21 protein-coding genes, 1 tRNA gene and 1 pseudogene are annotated in these 18,950 nt (G+C 58.8%); 8 read left to right on the top strand and 15 right to left on the bottom strand.

What is annotated here, in order from left to right; genetic code table 11:
• Positions 1 to 83 precede the first annotated feature (83 nt).
• Positions 84 to 389, bottom strand: coding sequence for a hypothetical protein (locus tag PFZ56_RS16210; RefSeq protein ID WP_102863615.1), 306 nt, complete (start codon positions 387 to 389; stop codon positions 84 to 86).
• 164 nt (positions 390 to 553) lie between these two features.
• On the opposite strand from PFZ56_RS16210, the gene PFZ56_RS16205 reads away from it, so the two are divergent.
• A complete protein-coding gene (locus PFZ56_RS16205; protein ID WP_102882485.1) occupies positions 554 to 766 on the top strand; it encodes a hypothetical protein in 213 nt (70 codons plus the stop codon).
• Positions 767 to 799: 33 nt separating this feature from the next.
• On the opposite strand, the gene PFZ56_RS16200 is transcribed toward PFZ56_RS16205, so the two are convergent.
• The 8 genes from PFZ56_RS16200 to PFZ56_RS16165 all read right to left on the bottom strand — a co-directional run bounded on the left by PFZ56_RS16200 (position 800) and on the right by PFZ56_RS16165 (position 8,510).
• Positions 800 to 1,828, bottom strand: coding sequence for a nucleoside hydrolase (locus PFZ56_RS16200; protein WP_102863619.1), 1,029 nt, complete (start codon positions 1,826 to 1,828; stop codon positions 800 to 802).
• 42 nt (positions 1,829 to 1,870) lie between these two features.
• On the bottom strand, positions 1,871 to 2,275 hold the full coding sequence (gene rbsD / locus PFZ56_RS16195) for a D-ribose pyranase (RefSeq protein ID WP_170002271.1): 405 nt from the start codon (positions 2,273 to 2,275) through the stop codon (positions 1,871 to 1,873).
• A complete protein-coding gene (gene rbsK / locus PFZ56_RS16190) occupies positions 2,272 to 3,189 on the bottom strand; it encodes a ribokinase (RefSeq protein ID WP_102882487.1) in 918 nt (305 codons plus the stop codon). The genes rbsD and rbsK overlap by 4 nt, the downstream gene beginning before the upstream one ends.
• A 24-nt stretch (positions 3,190 to 3,213) precedes the next feature.
• Entirely contained in the window at positions 3,214 to 4,233 is a 1,020-nt protein-coding gene (locus PFZ56_RS16185) for a LacI family DNA-binding transcriptional regulator (RefSeq protein ID WP_110596813.1), read from the bottom strand.
• Between the two features lie 3 nt (positions 4,234 to 4,236).
• Positions 4,237 to 5,214, bottom strand: coding sequence for an ABC transporter permease (locus tag PFZ56_RS16180; protein WP_102863626.1), 978 nt, complete (start codon positions 5,212 to 5,214; stop codon positions 4,237 to 4,239).
• Positions 5,211 to 6,764 carry a sugar ABC transporter ATP-binding protein gene (locus tag PFZ56_RS16175; RefSeq protein WP_170002269.1) on the bottom strand — a complete coding sequence of 518 codons (1,554 nt, stop codon included), beginning with the start codon at positions 6,762 to 6,764 and terminating at the stop codon, positions 5,211 to 5,213. The genes PFZ56_RS16180 and PFZ56_RS16175 overlap by 4 nt, the downstream gene beginning before the upstream one ends.
• Positions 6,765 to 6,821: 57 nt before the next feature.
• Complete coding sequence (locus tag PFZ56_RS16170; RefSeq protein ID WP_102882490.1) at positions 6,822 to 7,778, bottom strand: sugar ABC transporter substrate-binding protein; 957 nt, start codon at positions 7,776 to 7,778, stop codon at positions 6,822 to 6,824.
• A gap of 282 nt (positions 7,779 to 8,060) precedes the next feature.
• A complete protein-coding gene (locus PFZ56_RS16165; RefSeq protein ID WP_102882491.1) occupies positions 8,061 to 8,510 on the bottom strand; it encodes a hypothetical protein in 450 nt (149 codons plus the stop codon).
• A 339-nt stretch (positions 8,511 to 8,849) separates the two neighbouring features.
• Between PFZ56_RS16165 and PFZ56_RS16160 the strand changes: the two genes are divergently transcribed.
• The 3 genes from PFZ56_RS16160 to PFZ56_RS16150 all read left to right on the top strand — a co-directional run bounded on the left by PFZ56_RS16160 (position 8,850) and on the right by PFZ56_RS16150 (position 11,106).
• Entirely contained in the window at positions 8,850 to 9,938 is a 1,089-nt protein-coding gene (locus PFZ56_RS16160) for an asparaginase (protein WP_110596810.1), read from the top strand.
• Between the two features lie 204 nt (positions 9,939 to 10,142).
• Positions 10,143 to 10,412 carry a DUF1654 domain-containing protein gene (locus PFZ56_RS16155; RefSeq protein ID WP_102863635.1) on the top strand — a complete coding sequence of 90 codons (270 nt, stop codon included), beginning with the start codon at positions 10,143 to 10,145 and terminating at the stop codon, positions 10,410 to 10,412.
• Positions 10,413 to 10,416: 4 nt separating this feature from the next.
• Positions 10,417 to 11,106: an endonuclease gene (locus tag PFZ56_RS16150; protein ID WP_102864090.1), complete on the top strand. Its 690-nt coding sequence runs from the start codon at positions 10,417 to 10,419 to the stop codon at positions 11,104 to 11,106.
• A gap of 50 nt (positions 11,107 to 11,156) precedes the next feature.
• On the opposite strand, the gene PFZ56_RS16145 is transcribed toward PFZ56_RS16150, so the two are convergent.
• Positions 11,157 to 11,513 carry a penicillin-binding protein activator LpoB gene (locus PFZ56_RS16145; RefSeq protein ID WP_102882493.1) on the bottom strand — a complete coding sequence of 119 codons (357 nt, stop codon included), beginning with the start codon at positions 11,511 to 11,513 and terminating at the stop codon, positions 11,157 to 11,159.
• Positions 11,514 to 11,777: 264 nt separating this feature from the next.
• Here PFZ56_RS16145 and csrA point away from each other — a divergent pair, with 264 nt between their 5' ends.
• Positions 11,778 to 11,972: a carbon storage regulator CsrA gene (gene csrA / locus PFZ56_RS16140; RefSeq protein WP_007920550.1), complete on the top strand. Its 195-nt coding sequence runs from the start codon at positions 11,778 to 11,780 to the stop codon at positions 11,970 to 11,972.
• 237 nt (positions 11,973 to 12,209) lie between these two features.
• Here the strand turns inward: csrA and PFZ56_RS16135 are convergent, their stop codons facing one another.
• The 4 genes from PFZ56_RS16135 to PFZ56_RS16120 form a co-directional block, all read right to left on the bottom strand.
• Complete coding sequence (locus PFZ56_RS16135) at positions 12,210 to 12,641, bottom strand: VOC family protein (RefSeq protein WP_110596809.1); 432 nt, start codon at positions 12,639 to 12,641, stop codon at positions 12,210 to 12,212.
• 233 nt (positions 12,642 to 12,874) lie between these two features.
• Positions 12,875 to 14,341, bottom strand: a complete 1,467-nt coding sequence (locus PFZ56_RS16130; protein WP_372342447.1) for a carbohydrate-binding protein — start codon at positions 14,339 to 14,341, stop codon at positions 12,875 to 12,877.
• Positions 14,342 to 14,386: 45 nt separating this feature from the next.
• Positions 14,387 to 15,016, bottom strand: coding sequence for a lytic polysaccharide monooxygenase auxiliary activity family 9 protein (locus tag PFZ56_RS16125; RefSeq protein ID WP_102863640.1), 630 nt, complete (start codon positions 15,014 to 15,016; stop codon positions 14,387 to 14,389).
• Between the two features lie 345 nt (positions 15,017 to 15,361).
• Positions 15,362 to 15,712, bottom strand: a complete 351-nt coding sequence (locus tag PFZ56_RS16120; protein WP_102882495.1) for a hypothetical protein — start codon at positions 15,710 to 15,712, stop codon at positions 15,362 to 15,364.
• Positions 15,713 to 16,021: 309 nt separating this feature from the next.
• Here PFZ56_RS16120 and PFZ56_RS16115 point away from each other — a divergent pair, with 309 nt between their 5' ends.
• From PFZ56_RS16115 to PFZ56_RS16105, 3 genes and pseudogenes are all read left to right on the top strand, one after another.
• Positions 16,022 to 17,155, top strand: coding sequence for an RNA ligase RtcB family protein (locus PFZ56_RS16115; protein ID WP_170002267.1), 1,134 nt, complete (start codon positions 16,022 to 16,024; stop codon positions 17,153 to 17,155).
• Positions 17,155 to 17,772 carry a peptide chain release factor H gene (gene prfH / locus PFZ56_RS16110; protein ID WP_170002265.1) on the top strand — a complete coding sequence of 206 codons (618 nt, stop codon included), beginning with the start codon at positions 17,155 to 17,157 and terminating at the stop codon, positions 17,770 to 17,772. The genes PFZ56_RS16115 and prfH overlap by 1 nt, the downstream gene beginning before the upstream one ends.
• A 218-nt stretch (positions 17,773 to 17,990) precedes the next feature.
• A pseudogene (locus PFZ56_RS16105) lies at positions 17,991 to 18,592 on the top strand (CatB-related O-acetyltransferase).
• Positions 18,593 to 18,778: 186 nt separating this feature from the next.
• Here the strand turns inward: PFZ56_RS16105 and PFZ56_RS16100 are convergent.
• A tRNA-Val gene (locus PFZ56_RS16100) sits at positions 18,779 to 18,855 on the bottom strand.
• Positions 18,856 to 18,950: the final 95 nt, after the last annotated feature.

Raw genomic sequence — 18,950 nt, 5'->3', positions numbered from 1 at the left:
CCCTATGTCACGGACAGCGAGTAAGTCTGCCTCAGGCATCGCGACACTTTCACAGGACAATCGTCACTGAATATGAACAGCACTCAATAGATATCGATGTAGTCGAACGCCGGTTTCGGCCAGTTCTGCTTGAGTGCATTGAAGATCTGCATTACCCAAACCTCATCACTGGCCGCCACGTTGCCGACATAGCCGGATCCGGCTGCCCAGGTTTCCAGGCGAAACAACAAACCTTCGATGTCGACACCTCCCACCACTCCCGAAGAGATGTAGGCAATCCCAGTCCTGGTGACACGCAACTGGGTATGCACGTTGTCACTGGCCGAAGCCAGAAGCTGGCGCACCGCCTCCAGGGTCAGGGCATCAGGCTGATTCAAATCGATTTGCACAGAAGCTTCCTTGAGCGCAGGAAAAGCGCCAGTGTCGCATAGCCCCCGCTTGATGCCTAAGTCGGAGTGCCAAACGCTCGGCAACATGGTTAACTCTGCGACGCAGCAAACACCCGCCCAGGCCCGGCCCTGGCGCCCGCCTTATCCGAATTCGTGAGACTTTCATGGCCACCGTGAGTATCGACGCCGACATCAAAGCCAAATGGCCCCAGGGCCAGTGCTCCTACAGCCCAGGGAGCCCGGAAGAGTTGGCGATCATTGGCATAGACCTGCTGGTCAAGGAGCTGGGAACCCAATCCGCCTGGGCGTTCATTGAGCAGGTTTTCGAGAAGTACCCTGCTGATCACCCAGGCGCACAGGACCCGGAACGGGAATAGAACCCCGCAGGCAGGAGCCTGCGGGGGCGCTGCTTACTTGAGCCGAGCCAGACGCTCGGTGAGCAAGTCGAAGAAGCCCTGAGCATCACCGTTCTCAACCCAGAACACGTTCTTTTCCTGCTTCAGACCGTCGTACCAGTCGACGATGGTCTGGCCGAACGTCGGCCCTTCACGACTGTCGACAACCATGTTGGCCTGACGCCCGCTGAACAGCTCAGGCTTGAGCAGATAGGCGATCACCGTCGCATCATGCACCGGGCCGCCAGGAATACCGTAGTGCTCCATGTCGCCTTTGACGTACTCATTGAGGATATCCCCTACCACCTTGCTGGCATTGTTGTTCAAGGCGGCGATCTTCTGCAGTCGCGCCTCGCTGGTCAGCACCTTATGGGTGACGTCCAGTGGCAGGTAGGTCAGCTTGACGCCACTCTTGAGCACCACTTCGGCCGCTTGAGGATCGGCGAACAGGTTGAACTCGGCCACCGGGGTGATATTGCCGCCATTGAAGTGTGCGCCACCCATGACCACCACTTCCTTGATGCCCTGGGTAATATCCGGCGCCTGGATCAATGCCAGTGCCAGGTTGGTCTGCGGCCCCAACATGGCGATGGTGATGCTGTGGGGCTTGGCCGCCCGCAATGTATCGATCAGATAGTTGACCGCATTGCCCTTGGCCAGCGGCGCCTTGGGCTCATGCACAGTCACCCCGGAAATGCCTTCCTTGCCGTGGATATTCTCGGCATAGATCGGCGTGCGCAGCAGCGGTTTTGGCGCCCCGGCGTAGACCGGCACTTCATCGCGACCAGCCCACTCACGGGCCAGGCGAGCATTGCGCGAGGTCTTGTCCAGACGTACGTTGCCCGCCACCGTGGTCAAGGCACGAATATGCAGCTCCTCGGGCGATGCCAGGGCGAACAACAGAGCCACCACATCGTCGGCCCCCGGGTCGGTGTCGATGATCAGATCGATTTTTTCCGCCGCCTGAGCGCCGGTAGCAGTGAGTAGAGACAAGAGCAGCAGACTCCGGAACCAGTGTTGAAACAGCAGAGCATAGCGGTGCATGGCGCACTCCTTGTGCAAGGTAAGGAAAAGCCGGACAGCGGCCTAGAAGGTCACCCCGGCAACCAGGGCGATGTTGCAATACGGCTGGCACTCTCCCGTGCGAATCACTGCACGAGCCTGGTGACTGAGCACCTTGAAATGTTCGTGACTCATCAGCCTGCGCTCCCCCAGCTCGCCACTGAGGTTCAGCACATCCAGCCCCAGCAAAGGCTGCGGCCGCTTGAGCAGAATTTCCTCGGCCAGCACGTGACTCTCCACCTGCATCTCGCTGAGCAACACCTTGAGGGTGCCGAGAAAATCGGGCACGCCGTGGGTCAGGGCCAGATCGATCAATTCGACGCCAGGAGGCACCGGCAGACCGGCATCACCGATCACCACGATGTCGCCGTGGCCCAAAGAGGCAATCAAGCGTGACAGGGCAATATTGAGCAAAGGTGTCTTTTTCATGAAGGGACAAAGGCCTGTACGTCGGACAGTGTGGGAATGGAAGGTTGTGCACCGGCGCGCGTCACCGAAAGCGCCGCAGCGACCTGACCAAAGCGGATCGCCTCGGCCTCGCTCTTGCCGGCAGCCAGGGCGGCGGCAAAACCACCGACGAAGGTATCCCCCGCGGCCGTGGTGTCGATGGCCTTGACCTTGGGCGCCGGAAAATGCTCGAAACTGCGGCCATTGGCAAACAGCGAACCTTGCGCCCCCAGAGTGATGATGACCTTGCCGGCACCGGCGGCGATCAAGCGACCGGCCGCAGCTTCGGCGCTCTCCAGCGAGTCCACTGCCACACCACTGAGGGCGGACGCCTCGCTTTCATTGGGAATCAGGTAGTCGATCGAGCCGTACCACTGCTCCGGCAGCGGGCCGCTGGCCGGCGCCGGATTGAGAATCACCGTCTTGCCCAGCTCACGCCCGCGCTTGAGGGTGTACCCCACCGTTGCCAGGGGCACTTCCAACTGACAGATGATCACGTCGGCCTCCTGCAACACCCGATCAAACCCCGCAACCTTCTCGGGGCTGAGCAGGCCGTTGCCACCGGCGACGATGACAATTGCATTCTGGCTACTGTCATCCACCACGATCAGGGCTACGCCGCTGGAACCCTCTACCACGCTCACCGCCTGGCAATCGATCTGCTCGGCGAGCAAGGCACTGCGCAATTGCTCGCCATAGGCATCATCGCCAACACAGCCGACCATCGACACCTGCGCCCCCAGCCTGGCGGCCGCCACTGCCTGATTGGCTCCCTTGCCTCCGGACACCGTGGCAAAGGATTTGCCAATCAGCGTCTCGCCTCCTCGCGGCAAGCGCTCGGCCCGGGTCACCAGATCCATATTGAGGCTTCCCACTACCACTACTTTTGCTGGCATACATCGATACTCAATCATTTGGATTCAGCGGTACTCGGCAAATGCGCTACTGAGCGGCGCAGTCGATTCCCGCAAGACAATATTCGGCGTAACGATGCGCTGGTCGACCGGCAACTCCCGCGCAGCGATCCGGCGCAGCAGCAACTCTGCCGCGGTCTCCCCCAGTTGCAGGATCGACTGACCCACCGTGGTCAGCGCCGGGTAGACATAACGGCTCATGAGAATGTCGTCGAAGCCGATCACCGAGAGCTCACTGGGCACACGGATATTGCGCTCCGCCGCCGCCCGCAACACACCGATGCCCATCATGTCGTTAGCGGCGAAAATGGCGCTTGGCGGGCGACTCTCAAGCAACTGCGCCGCAGCCCGATAACCACCAGTGCTGCTGAAGTCACTTTCCAGGATGCGCCCTGCTGGCACCTCGACACCGGCTTCCTGCAACGCCTGGCGAAACCCCGCCAGGCGCATCTGCGCCACGCTGGTGTTGGCCGGTCCGCCGATACAGGCGATGTCCCGGTGCCCCAGCTCCAGAAGGTGCCGGGTCGCCAGGTAGGCACCGTAATGGTGGTCGATACGCACCAGATCGGCGTCCACCCCTTCCAGCCCACGGTCGACAATCACCATCGGCGTGCGCACCCCGGCCAGACCCTGGGCCAGACCACTGTCGCCACCAGCGGACGTCACAATCAGCCCGTCGATGCGCTTTTCCAGAAGCACACGCAGATAGTTGCGCTGCTTGTCCGGGTTATCGTCGGAGTTGCAGAGGATCACGCAGTAACCGTTGCGCTCGCAGTAGTCCTCAATCCCTCGTGCCAGTTCGGCGAAGTAGGGGTTGAGACTGTTGGGCACCAGCAGGCCGATGGTCGCGGTGGTCTTGGCCTTGAGTGAACGGGCCACCGCACTGGGTACATAGTCGAGGCGCTTGATCGCCGCCTCCACCTTGACCCGCACCTCTTCACTGACCGGCCGCGTCTTGTTCAGCACATGGGACACCGTGGTGTAGGAAATCCCCGCCAGCGCTGCCACATCCTTGATTGTTGCCATGAATCAAACCCGCCGATTGGCGCGCTGGCTGCGATAGGTGTCCAGCACCACGGCAATCACAATGACCGCGCCGGTGATGATGCGCTTGGTCGGTTCTGATGCGCCGATTTGCGCCAGGCCTGCAGCCAGCACGGAAATAATCAAGACGCCGAAGAAGGTACTGATCACCGAACCGCGTCCGCCCATCAGGCTGGTGCCGCCAATCACCACCGCAGCGATGACCTGCAACTCCAGACCGGAGCCCGCATTCGGGTCTGCCGCTTCCAGGCGAGAAATTTGAAACAGCGCTGCAATGCCCGCCAACAACCCCATCAGGCTGAACACCAGGATCTTGTAGGGTTTGGGATTGATCCCCGCCAGACGCACCGCCTCTTCGTTGGTACCGATGCCGATCAGGTAGCGGCCGAACACGGTGCGCGTCAGCACCGCCTGGGCCAGGAAAATAATCAGCAGGGCAATGATAAACGACGGCGAAATGCCAAAGGCAATCGGATTCGACAACCAGGCGAAGGCATCACCGATATAGGCCGTGCGCGAGCCGGTCATCTGATAGGCAACGCCCCGGGCCATTTCCAGCACCCCCAAGGACACAATGAAGGACGGGATACGCCAGGCAACAGTGATCGAGCCGGTGATGGTTCCCGCCAGCGCCGCACAAGCCATGCCCAGCAATGCCGCAGGTACCACGCTCCAGCCCCAGCCGAGAATCGCCACGCTGACTGTCGAGGCCGCCAGGGCCAGCACCGACCCCACGGACAGATCGATGCCACCGATGATCAGGACGAAGGTCATACCCACCGCCAGCACCATCAGGTCGGGAATCTGGTTGGCCAGGGTGCTGAAGGTGTCATAGGAAAGGAAATGGCTGCTGAGCAGGGAGAACAGGACGATCATCCCCAACAACGCCCCCGCCAGACCCAGGTAGGTGCCGAGGCCGTAGTAATGGCCGCCTCGCTTGCCGCTTGCAGGTGCAGTTTTCATGATGCATTCCTAGGCGTCGCTTCGCTGAGCAACGCATCTCGTTTTTGATAGCCGGCAAAGGCGGCGGCAAGCAATTCGTCCTGGGTCCAGCTGTCACGCTCGAAGGTGTCGATCAGACGCCCGGCAGAGAGCACGCCGATGCGATCACAGATCAACATCAACTCGCGCAGGTCGCTGGACACCACCACCAGGGCCTTGCCCTGGCGGGTCAACTCCCCCAGCAGGCCATAGATATCGAACTTGGCGCCGACATCGATACCGCGAGTGGGCTCGTCGAACAGCAACACCGAGCAGTCGCGCTCCAGCCAACGGCCGATCACCACTTTCTGCTGGTTGCCGCCGGACAATTCGGACACCAATTGCGCCGGACTGGAACTGCGAATGCGCATGGCATCAATCTGCCGCCGGGCCAGTTGCTGTTCGTCCTGGCCATTGACCAGGCCGCCACTGGAAATAGCCGGCATGTTGCCCAGGGCGATATTGGCGCTGATGGACTGGGTCAGCAGCAGCCCTTCGCCCTTGCGATCCTCAGTGATCAACGCAATGCCGTTGGCCACCGCATCCACCGGGGAGCGAATACTCACCGGCCGGGCTGGTGTGCCCAGGGCAATGCTGCCGCTGTCGGCGACATCGGCACCAAAGATCAGCCGCAGCAACTCGGTACGCCCTGCCCCGATCAAGCCAGAGATACCGAAGATCTCGCCACTGCGCACCTCGAAGGACACATCACAAACCTTGTCCGAGCGACTGAGGTTGTTCACCGTCAGCGCCGGCGCACCGATCTTGCGCTCGCCCAGGTCAATGTGTTCGCCCAGCTCGCGACCCACCATCAGGTTCACCAGCTGTTCGCTGTTGTAGTTGGCCATGGGCTCGACACACACCAGGCAACCGTCACGCAACACAGCAATGCGCTGGGCTACGCGGGCCAGCTCTTCCAGGCGATGGGAGATATAGATGATGGACACGCCCCGAGCCTGCAGGCGAGTGATCTGCTCGAAGAGCATCTCCACCTCACGGGAAGTGAGCATGGCCGTCGGCTCATCGAGAATCAGCACATGACAGTCGCCGATCAGGTTGCGGGCGATCTCCACCATCTGCTGGTGACCGATGCCCAATTCACACACCAGCGTGTCGGGATCGATGGCGTCAAGGCCGACCTGGGCCATGGCCTCGATCGCGGCCTTGCGCAATTGCTTGCGGCTGATCCAGCCACCGGTACTGGGCAGGTTGTCGAGAAACAGATTCTCGGCCACCGACAGGGTCGGCAGTAGGTTGAGCTCCTGCATGACCATGCGAACCCCCGCCTCTTCCGCCTGGGTCCTGCTACCGGGACGATAGTCCTGGCCGTTGAACTGCATGTGGCCGGTGGTAGGGCTGACCAGACCACCGATGATCTTCGACAAGGTGCTCTTGCCGGCGCCGTTCTCACCGGTCAGGGCCAGCACCTCCCCACGCATCAGCGTCAGGTCGATGCCGGTCAATACCGGCTGTGCATAGGTCTTGCCGATACCGCTGACCGAGAGGACAGCGTTCGCAGCGGAAACTGACATAAGAAACTCTCCATGCGCTCGCCCGAACGGGCGAGCGCCGTTGTGCCGCCGGAAGGACTACTTGGTGACCAGCTCAACTGGAGTTTCGATCACGCCGTTGGCACCGCTGTCGACTTTCTCGCCCTTGAGGATCTTCAGCGCGGTCTCGATGCCGAACACCGCCTGCTTGGCAGCGAACTGGTCGGCAGTGGCCAGGACCCGGCCATCCTTGAGCATGGGTTTGATGGCGTTGATATTGTCGTAGCCCACTACCTGGACCTTGCCGGCCTTACCGGCGGCCCGCACGGCGGAAACCGCCCCCACTGCCATGCTGTCGTTACCGGCCAGCAATGCCTTGAGATTCGGGTACTCGCTGAGCATCGCCGAGGCCACACGGTTGCCTGCGTTGATTTCCCAGTCGCCGGATTGCAGCGAGACCACCTTGATCTGCGCGGCGTCCATCGCGTCCTTGAAGCCAGCGGTGCGCTGCTGTGCGTTGGTGGTGGTGGAAACCCCTTCGATGATCCCCACTTCGTCGCCGGCCTTCAGTTGCTTGGCCAGGTACTCACCCACCAGGCGAGCCCCCTTGCGGTTGTCCGGCCCCACGAAAGGTACGCTGATGTTCTTGCTTTTCAGCACACCGGGATCGAGTTGGTTATCGATATTGATCACGGTGATCCCGGCATCCACCGCCTTCTTGATCACCGGCACCATGGCCTTGGAGTCGGCGGGTGCAATCACCAGGGCATTGACCTTGGAGACGATCATCTGCTCGACGATGCGAATCTGGTTGGCGGTATCGGTTTCGTCCTTGATGCCGTTGGACACCAGGTCGAAATCGGCGGAATGCTCTTTCTGATAAGCCTTGGCGCCGTCTTCCATGGTCAGGAAGAACTCGTTGGCCAGTGACTTCATGACCAGGGCGACCTTGGGTTTCTGCGAGGTCTCGGCATAGGCCGAAGAGAGAGGGAGGGCAGCGGATGCAGCAGCCAGAACAGCGACAGCGAGTAGACGTCCAGCGAAGGGCAGCTTCATGAATTCACTCCGATCTTATGATTATTGTGAGCAGCGTCCGCACGGCAGGGTGAGCAGGCCGTCATCAGCAGGGATGGGAGGCCGGTGCCGCACTTTGGAAAGATAGACGATTGTCGTTATCCAAAGGCCGCGCAAACGTTTGCGTAAAACGAACTATGCGAACCTAGCCAGAGTTTGTCAACGCCGATCAGTGTCTGGAAAAAGCAGACAGACAGGGGGCAAAACCCCACTGCTGGAGAGGAGAAACCTGTCCGCACCGTAGCGTCGAACAGGCTCTGAGGGTCATGCGGTGGTGTTTACCAGGCCGCCCGAGGAGGAGTCCTTGGCCAGCTCACGGACCAGATTGCCCGATACCTCGGCCAGGGCCCCGTTGGTCTGGGCGATCTGCCCTTGAAGGCCCATCACCACGGTCTGCTTGGCTTCAGGGGTCGGATAGTCGGCGGCCTGTGCGGCAGCCAGTTGCTGTTGCTGCTGCTTGAGCTGCTCCTGCAACTCTTGCATGCGTTTGAGCAGCATCTTGACGACGATGCTCTGATTGTCTCCACCCGAGTCTGCGGCTTCGGACTTTTCCGCCTGCTTGCCGGAACCCACCCGGAGGGTGTCCGACTCATCGGTGCCCAGCGCCGTGGACGCCTCCTCGGCAGCGGCGTTACTCAATGCATCAATGGTCGCCGGTGACTTGCCATTGATCAAAATCGCTCCTGCGCCAGGAAATCCGACTGACAGAGACATATGAACTCCTGAAAAAAAGATCCTGTCGGGTCATCGACCATCTCGCAACATTCTTTAATAACGGCCCCTGCCCCTTTGTACCAAACCGCTGACGGGCATTTTCGGATTGCCGAACGCCTACCCGCGCAAACGTTCGGAAACCCGGACACACACCACTCCATCGCCGTCACAAAAATTAATAAAGTTGATATAAATCAGTAACTTAAAATACTTATCGGACCAAGGTAGCGCTGGTACAGATCCTGCTCAACCCTCACTGCCTCACCGCATACAGATCTGCGGTCGGGGTGTTTCTAGATGAACCTGCATCAGCACCGTCTCACTACTAGAGAGAAAATAATGAAATCTGCCTTCAAAACCTTCGTTCCGGGCGCTTTGGCCCTCCTCCTGCTTCTGCCTGCAGCTGTGCAGGCCAAAGAAGCCGAAACCCAACAGAAACTCGCCAACGTCGTGGTCCTTGCTACCGGTGGCACCATCGCCGGCGCCGGCGCCAGTGCCGCCAACAGCGCCACCTACCAAGCAGCCAAAGTCGGCATCGAACAACTGATCGCCGGCATCCCCGAGCTGAGCCAACTGGCCAATGTGCGTGGCGAGCAAGTCATGCAGATCGCTTCGGAAAGCATCACCAACGAAAACCTGCTGCAACTGGGTCGCCGCGTTGCTGAACTGGCCGACAGCAAAGACGTCGATGGCATCGTCATCACCCACGGCACCGACACCCTGGAAGAAACCGCCTACTTCCTCAACCTGGTGGAAAAGACTGACAAGCCGATCGTGGTCGTCGGCTCCATGCGCCCAGGCACCGCCATGTCGGCTGACGGCATGCTCAACCTGTACAACGCAGTAGCCGTAGCCGGCAGCAAGAACGCCCGCGGTAAAGGCGTGCTGGTCACCATGAACGATGAAATCCAGTCCGGTCGCGATGTCAGCAAGATGATCAACATCAAGACCGAAGCCTTCAAGAGCCCATGGGGCCCACTGGGCATGGTAGTGGAAGGCAAATCCTACTGGTTCCGCCTGCCTGCCAAGCGTCACACCATGGATTCGGAATTCGACATCAAGAACATCAAGAGCCTGCCTGACGTAGAAATCGCCTACGGCTACGGCAACGTCAGCGACACCGCTTACAAGGCCCTGGCACAAGGTGGTGCCAAAGCCATCATCCACGCCGGTACCGGCAACGGCTCCGTGTCCTCCCGCGTAGTGCCAGCCTTGCAAGAGCTGCGCAAGAACGGCGTGCAGATCATTCGTTCTTCCCACGTCAATGCTGGCGGCTTCGTACTGCGCAACGCTGAACAGCCTGACGACAAGAACGACTGGGTCGTGGCTCACGACCTGAACCCGCAAAAAGCCCGCATCCTGGCCATGGTCGCTCTGACCAAGACTCAGGACAGCAAAGAACTGCAACGCATGTTCTGGGAATACTGACAGCCCTCCGCTCGACCGACTCCGGTCGAGCAGGCTTCAACCACTCGCCCATCCAGGCGAGTGGTTCCGCCCCCCGCCTAACAGCCTCGTCGCGCCCTCCCCCGTAAAAAATCTCCTTCATCCGTGAGACAAATGCGTAAAGCATGGTCAGAGGAACTTCTTGAATCTTAAGCAGTTGCGAAATGTCTTACAGTTAAATACTGTATACACGTACAGCTTATTAAGGATTGTTCCGTGGCCACGACCCAAACGCCCCTCAGCTCCTACGAACGCCTGGGTGTACGCATCCAGAAAATCATCAACTCCCCTACCGCACAGAAAGCCAAGGCAGCCCTGATCTTCCGCCTCGCCGATGAGCCCCAGGACGAGTGGGAACGCCTGCTGGAGGAAATCGCCGAGAACGACAACGTCACCCTCGCCTATCGCGACGATGGTGGCGTGCAAATTTTCTGGGTCGTACCGAAGGAAGACTGAGTTGATGAGTGTCCGTTGTTTTGCCGTACTGCTGTTTTTCGTCACCTTCACCGCCCAAGCCGATGCCCCACGCACCTTCAGCGAAGCCAAGAAAGTCGCCTGGAAACTCTATGCTCCCCAATCAACCGAGTTCTACTGCGGCTGCAAGTACAACGGCAACCGGATAAACCTCGCCGCTTGCGGCTATATACCGCGCAAGAACGCCAAGCGTGCGGAGCGCATCGAATGGGAACACATAGTGCCGGCCTGGCAGATCGGTCATCAGCGCCAATGCTGGCAGCAAGGCGGACGCAAGAATTGCACCCGTACCGACCCGGTCTATCAGCGGGCCGAAGCGGACTTGCATAACCTGGTACCAAGCATTGGCGAAGTGAATGGCGACCGCAGCAACTTCAGTTTCGGCTGGCTGCCGGAGCAATCCGGGCAATATGGCTCATGCCTGACCCAGGTGGACTTCAAGGCCAAGAAAGTCATGCCCCGCCCCTCGATTCGCGGCATGATCGCCCGCACCTACTTCTACATGAGCAAGCAATACGGTCTGCGCCTGTCGAAACAGGATCGACAGCTCTTCGAAGCCTGGAACAAAACCTATCCGGTGCAGGATTGGGAGCGCCAACGCAATCAGAGCGTGGCCTGCGTGATGGGGCGTGGAAACGAGTTTGTCGGGACCGTCAACCTCAAGGCCTGCGGCTGACCCAGAGGCGCCCCTTGATATGGGCGCCTCTCGATATGGCGGGAGCAGACTTACTGTGCAGCCTGGTGCTCGATAACCGTGACATCGATGTCACGCTTCTTGGCCTTGATGAGTTTCTCGACCACTTCGGTCTTTTTTGCCTCGGCCTCGGCCTGGGACGCAAAAGGCCCGAGCAGCACCCGCTTCTTGCCTTCCACGGTCACCACATTGGACATGATCCCGTGCTCGATCAGCCAACCTGTGAGATCACTGACCGCCAGGGGCAGTTCGCTGCCCACCCACACATCCCACTGCGGCGCGGTAGAGGCCTGAACCGGCTGAACCTGCGTCGTCGCCAAAGTGCTCTTGTTCGCCTCGACTGGCTTGCCTTCACCGCAACCGGCCAACGCCAACACCGCCATCATCATCGCTACTGTGCGCACAACCTACCCCTAGAAAGTCTGAGGCGGCGATTTTAGCACTCAAGACAAAAGAGACCTCGTCACAAAATCAGGCCGAAACAGGAAGAATGATATTTATTGCCTCTGTATAGTTGCGCCTTGGGAATTAATAGATCGTCTGCGCGTCAGAAAGAGGCACCCACTCAGTGGAACTTCGCACTAATCTATACCTAAGACCGACCTCTGCACTGTTTGAATCTGGTGCTCTACAAAGCCATCAAGGAGAAGATCATGCTGATACTCACCCGCAAAGTCGGTGAAAGCATAAACATCGGTGACGACATTACGATCACCATTCTCGGCGTCAGCGGCCAACAGGTCCGCATCGGTATCAACGCGCCAAAAGACGTCGCGGTACACCGCGAGGAAATCTATCAACGCATTCAAGCCGGACTGACCGCCCCGGACAAACGCGAAACCCCATGAATCCAATGAGCACCCGCTCCCTGCCTGTGCCCAACAGCTGGCGCGGCGCGTGCCCTATTTGCCTTGAACCTCTCCTACAGAACACCTGCATGCCCTGACCGGATTGCGGCTATAACAGATTCCCGCCCACTGGATTGTCGTCAAGCACTGACTATCGCCCTTTTTTGGCAAATACCAACCGCGGCCTCCCGGTACGCGGCGCCTCAGCAATACAGGCGTCGCACCCGGGCTCGGCGGTCAGGCGCTGACTGCTGGCTTGAACCCCAAATCCTCAGTGAACCGCAGCAGGTAGCCGTCCGGATCAAGCACTAGCAGGTTCAACTCACCATGCAGCAGCTCGTCATGCCGGTACCAGCACTCCTGGATTTCCCTGCGCAGGACGATACCGGCATGCGCCAGAGCGGCAGCCATCTGGCGAATGTCCGGGCACTCGATGGACAAGTTCATGCCTCGGCCAAAAGGCGCCTGCAAGGGGCCGACGCGCCACTCTGATTCCTCCTGATCATCCTGCTCCAGCATCAACTGAGCGCCGTTGAGGGAGAGAAAGGCAAAGAAGTGTTCCGGACGCTGATACTCCACCTTGAAACCGAGGGTATCGCGATAAAAAATCAGACTGCGCTCCAGATCCGTGACCAGCATTTCCGGAACCAGGTTATTCATTTGAAACATGGCAAAAGTCCATTGCTCATTGATCGAGCCGCGAGACTACGCCTAAGCCGATCCCAAGTGCAGCCCCGCTTACCAATGATTACAACTGAGCCAATGCCACACCAGGCGCCACGCCCATCCACCTGCCGCCGATCATCCATGGACAGCCTTCAGAAAAAAAAGGCGACCCGCATTCGGATCGACAACATCCGTGCGGGCCGCCTTGCCGTTGAGAAAAACAACGACGTCACTGTTCAGCCATGACGCTCCAGCAACACCTTGCTCCACAGGGTGAAAGCCACGGAGGGCGTCCATGCCGGGTTTGAAGTGTGCTCTTGAAGGCAGAGATAGTGATTGCCCTCGTAGCTCACTCCGTCCTCCCGGAGATAGCGTTGACTGCTACTCCACTCAGGAAAACTCGGATCGACGGCGCCACCCGCGGTCCTGACACTCAGGCTGCGACTGGGCAACGATTCACGACCCTGAGTATCAGTGGCCGTGACGAAGTAACTGTACTGGGTATCGGCACTCAGCCCCTTGTCTTCGAAGCCCAGGGAAGTCGCCTGGCCCACCGCATTGCCATCGCGATACAGGGTGTAGAACTCCACCGGACGCACACCACTGGAGGCGCCCCAGCTCAAGGTGACACTGCTACGAGTAGCTCCCAGCACCTGCAGGTTGCCAGGTGCCCCGGGACGCTCGGGCTCTGCGCCATCGCCATGGATCAACGGCGCATAACGGTTGCGGAACTCCCAGTTGTACGGCACGCCTTGCCGACTGACTCCGGCATCCCAGTTCACCGACCAGGTCATCAAGCCCTTGATGGCATGACCAGCATCCTGCAGCCGCTTGAACGCATTACTCACAGCCGCGGGATCGATGACATAGCCCGTGGCCGCGGCATCGACGTTGCTGGGCAAGCCGATTGCCAGCTTGTCCGCCGCAATCCGGGTGTAACCGCGAGAGCCCGAAGCCAGGCTGTCGGTCAGGTAGAACAGGAAGTCTTCCTTCATCTGATCATTGTTCTGGGCAATCCAGGCGCCCTGCCCGCCATTGGCCTCCGGCACCCAGAGTCCATCGCCACCCTGGTTGTAGTATTGCGGCGCGACAAAGTCGTAGTAGCCCTCCAGGGCTTGCAGGTAAGCCACGTACTTGCCATTGCTGGTCAGGTACGGAAACTCCGGCGCCATGCTGATGATGAAATGCTTGCCCTGACCGGCATAGTGATCCTTCACCAGCTTCAAGGCTGCCGGCAACACACTCTTGTTGTCGGCATAGTCGATTGCACTCTGCTCCAGATCGATATCCAGGCCATCGAAGCCGTAAGTCTCCACCAGACGGATGATTTCGTTGGCCAAAGGCTGCTCGTCGCCCTTGCGCAACTCGATATGCGCATCGGCACCACCCAGGGAAATCAGCACGACGCGCCCCTGGCTGTTAAGCACACCGACCTGACGCCGGAACTCGGTGTCCGAGAGGTTGTAGGGCTTGAAGGTGGGAATGCCGTTGCCCTTCATGAAGGCCACCGCCACCACGTTGTACTCCTTGGGGACATCCAGCAGGCTCAGATTGGCAAATTGCCCCTGCTGATAACCGTCGGCAGAACCGGCGGCCCAGTTATGCCAGAAGCCCATGAGGATCTTCTTGCCGGCAATGCTCGGCATCATGGAGGCAGCATCGGCAGCTTGACTCTTGTTTAATGCAAAATCGATTTTATTCACGCTCTAATCCTTCAGAACTGTTAAAGGGGGCTGCACGACCGAGACTTACTTGAAGTCCAGATCGAAAGCCTGATAAAACCCGTTTCCGGTATTGGCGACAACCCACACCAGCACCACAACATGGTGGCCTTTCTTGTTTTTTGGCAGCACAACTTCATGATTAGTCTTGGCTTTCAATACCGAGCCAAACTTGTCGAATGGAACTTCGGTATAAAAATCCTGATAAAAAGCCTGAGGCTCCAGTTGTGCACGGCTGATGCGTTGCTTCGGGTCCCAACCATCTTTAGTGATGAACCAGCTGTAGCCACGAGTGACGTGAGGCGCGGTGTACTCCCATTGCACCCGGAATACCTGACCGGGGTCCACATTGAGCAGCGGCCAGCTGAAGGCACGATTGATTTTCTTCGACATTTCCTCGTTGGTGAAGTTGATGCAGTCGCGCTCATCCACCTTGCCACCACTGAGAATGTGGCCATCTGCGGGAGGTACCGCGCTCCCGACATCGCTGTCGTAAGGTTTCGGGAAAGGCCCGGCGGTCAGAGCCGGAAAGTTTTTCCCGCCTTCCATTTCATTCACCTGCCAGGTTCCCAGCAATCCCAGCTCTACAGCAACCGCACCACGACTGGAAGGCGAAACAACGCGACCATGTTTAACTTGAGCTTGTGGCTTGTTCATATCTTTCACTCCATTGATTAAGTAAGTCTTGCTCCTTGTTGAGCACCTTTAACTTAGCGCACTTTTCTCGATTTTTTCACCACATCACAAACTAACCATCCAGAACAATTTACACAATTCAGCGCCAGCCCTATTAAATACTAGACCTCTTTATTTGAACTGACACTTTAAAGAGTCAATGTATTACACGCTTTTCTACACTAAAACTCATACTTTCTGCCGAGAGAAAATATCAAGCCATACAACTTGCGTTGAAAACACGGCACCCAGAAACAACAAAACCCGGCGATTGCCGGGTTTGCTGACAGAAAGGCTGAGCGCCTACACCTGAAGCGCTGCCTGGGCTTACAGACAGGTCGCCAACGCAGCCAATCGCCGCTTCGAAACAGAGCTGTCCTCGATCGCGTAATAGTGGACAGCGGTGCCCGAGGGCTCGGCCTTGATATCCACGAAGACTTCAGCTGCACGGGTATACACCGTATATCCGCCTACCTTGCCAGCTTGCAGGTAGGCAGCCGCATCCACACCAAAGACCGCCTCATCCTGCCAGGCGAACTGTACGCATTGCGCCACCAGTTGATCGGCCTTGGCCGAGGTCAGGGTCTTGTTGGGCGTTCTTGTCCGGGCATCGTCCATGGTGGAACTTGCACAGCCGGCCAACAACACCGCAACCATCACCGCCATCAAAACCCGCATGCTGCCACCTCGTCCATAAAACGCGAGAGTATCGCTCACACGGCGGAGAAAAGGCGTTTGAGTAGAAGAAAAAAAGCCGCGATGCCAATTGCCTTTTGTTTACAAACCCCATTGCAAGGCCTCAGGCAAAGGATTAACCTTCGCGCCCCTTCCCACACTTTTGCCAAGGAGATCCACCATGCAACAGCTGATCACCCCTTGCAGGACGTGCCTGGTTTAAACGCTGTACCCGCTACCCGTTAGCGCCTTCGCTTAACCCCGCTCCGTCCTGCCACTACCTGAATATTTTTTTCCAATCAGGAATTGGACATGGACACTTGCATCCGTCATTTGTCGAATGGCGTCTCTCTTATCGCCTCCGACACCACCTGGATCGAAGACAAAGCGCTCCAGCAACTGCACACCACCGCCCAACTGCCCGGCATGCACCAGGTCGTCGGCATGCCTGACCTGCACCCAGGCCGAGGCTACCCGGTGGGTGCAGCATTTTTTTCCACTGAGGTGGCCTATCCGGCACTGGTGGGCAACGACATCGGCTGCGGCATGGCGCTGTGGCAAACCGACCTCTCCAGCAGCCGCCTCAATCTCGACAAGCTGGAAAAGAAAATCGGCAATATCGATCTCCCTCTGGATCAACAGTGGGATGAAGAACGCGCCCAGCTGGGCCTACCCCTCACCGGTCACGAGCACTCACTGGGCACCATTGGTGGCGGCAATCACTTCGCCGAGTTGCAACAGCTCGATCAGGTGTACGACACCGCAGCCCTGCTGGCTCTGGAACTGAATCCGAAAGCCTTGTTGCTGCTGGTGCATAGCGGCTCTCGCGGCCTGGGAGAGGCCATACTGCGGCGCCATGTGGGTCAGCACGGGCACAACGGCCTGGAGATGACCAGCGCCGCTGGCGTCCAGTACTTGCAAGAGCATGATGAGGCCCTGCGCTTCGCCGAAGCCAACCGACGACTGATTGCCGAACGCCTGCTGCACAACCTGCGAGCCAGGGGGCACGCCGTGCTGGACATCAACCACAATCTGGTGTCCCCGGCGAATATCGATGGCGTCGAGGGCTGGCTGCATCGCAAGGGCGCCACACCATCGGACCAGGGCCCAGTGGTCATTCCGGGCTCCCGGGGTGACTACAGCTACCTGGTACAGCCCACTCCGACGCCTGTCAGCCTGTTCTCCCTGGCCCACGGCGCCGGACGCAAATGGCTGCGCAGCGACTGCAAGGGCCGGCTGGCGACCCGCTTCAGTTTCGACCAGCTCAAGCGCACGCAACTGGGCAGCCGAGTGATCTGCGAAGACCGCGGATTGATGTACGAGGAAGCGCCCGAAGCCTACAAGAGCATCGACAGCGTAGTGGGCAGCCTGCGGGACGCCGGCCTGGTAAAGGTCATCGCCCGGCTCAAGCCGGTACTGACTTACAAACGCCGAGGGTGCTGCTGATGCTGCTGTTACAGCTGTCCTCTGCCCAGGGGCCTGCCGAGTGCGAGCTGGCGGTGACCAAGGCCTTGCGCCTCCTGTATCGCGAAGCCGAGGCACAAGGCGTACGTACCAGCCTGGTCGAACAGGTACCCGGCCAAATCCGGGACACCCACAAGTCGGTCCTGATCAGCCTTGATGGCGAACAGGCTGCAAGACTGGCTGAACGCTGGACAGGCACCCTGCTCTGGACCTGCAAAAGCCCGTGTCGCCCTGGACACAAACGCAAAAACTGGTATTTCGCCGGGCAACTGTTCAAGGCTCCACAAGACAGCATGGACGGCGAAATCCGCTTTGAAGCCATGCGCGCCTCGGGTCCGGGCGGACAACACGTGAACACCACCGACTCCGCCGTGCGTGCCACGCACCTGGCAACTGGAATCAGCGTGAAAGTGCAGTCCGAACGCAGTCAGCACGACAACAAGCGCGTTGCTCGCCTGCTGATCCTGCAGCGTCTGGCGGATCGGCAACAGCAATCCGAGGAAGCACTGCGTCTGCAACGCCGCGACGCCCACCACCGAGTGGAGCGCGGCAACCCGGTACGCAGTTTCAACGGCAACGCGTTCATAACCCAAGACTGACCCCCGGCCACGGGAGCCGGCCATCACGACGGCTCCCTGCACCAGAAGTTGGCGAGCTTCGCCTGCGAAAACAGGGAACCGCACGTAAAAAATCCTCAACCCGCTCGCTAACAGGACTGCCACCCACAACAAGAACCGTGGACGGCAACGACCAGGACAATTGAAGACACGGCGTAAAAACCTTGATGAACAACTATTTTTAAAGCCCCTTCAAAGGCATCCCCCTTGATCAGCAAGTAACCCACCCGGATATCCAGGTGGGCCGCTACAGCTACTACTCCGGCTACTAGCACAATCACAGCTTCAATGACTGCGCAAACGACCTTCTTCATGATGAAGGCGCAGACCAACTGATTATCGGCAGCTTCTGCTCAGTTGGCTCAGGGGCGGCATTCATAATGGCCGGCAACCAAGGGCATAGGAACGCGCGGATCAGCACCTTCCCTTCTATTGGATGTCCGAAGAGCCTGCGTTCACAGGCGCACAAAACGGCTACGAAGCCGCAGGGGACACGGTGATCGGCAATGATGTCTGGATGGGTTCCGAAGCGGTTGTCATGCCCGGCATCGAAATCGGAGACGGTGCAATGATAGGCACCCGCGCCCTGGTGACACGAGATGTCGAACCTTAGGCAATCGTCGGCGGCAATCCTTTGAAGACGATCCGTAAACGCTTCGACGAACGTAGCATCGAGAGGCTTATGGCGATGCCGTGGAGGCACTGGAGCGACGACCAGTTAAAAGCGGTAAGGCCACTGATGACCAGTAGCAATATCGCGGCGTTGTTTCAGCACTGGAAGGAGTTCATTCGAGCGCCCTGACCCGACACCCCCAAGCGGCCCGCTCACACTCCGGCCGCCATCAGGACAAGAAGCGCCATGCGGAAAAACAGTGATCGCACCGAAGTTCTGAAGAGCGCCTCGCAATACAATTAAGACGCCCAAAGCAAAAAGGGGCTCACCTTTCGGTGAACCCCTTCTAGACCGCCCAGCAGAGCGGATTTTGTTTGGTAGGCGCGATTGGACTCGAACCAACGACCCCCACCATGTCAAGGTGGTGCTCTAACCAACTGAGCTACGTGCCTGCTGTGAGGCGGCATTCTACGGAATTCCAAAGGGGTGTCAACACCTTTTTTGCAGCTAAGCCTATGAATATGCGAATTTTTTAATTTCGCGGCCA

The organism is Pseudomonas danubii (genome assembly GCF_042980055.1).
GTDB classification, from domain to species: Bacteria; Pseudomonadota; Gammaproteobacteria; order Pseudomonadales; family Pseudomonadaceae; genus Aquipseudomonas; species Aquipseudomonas danubii.
This window is presented reverse-complemented; position numbering and strand designations above follow the sequence as displayed.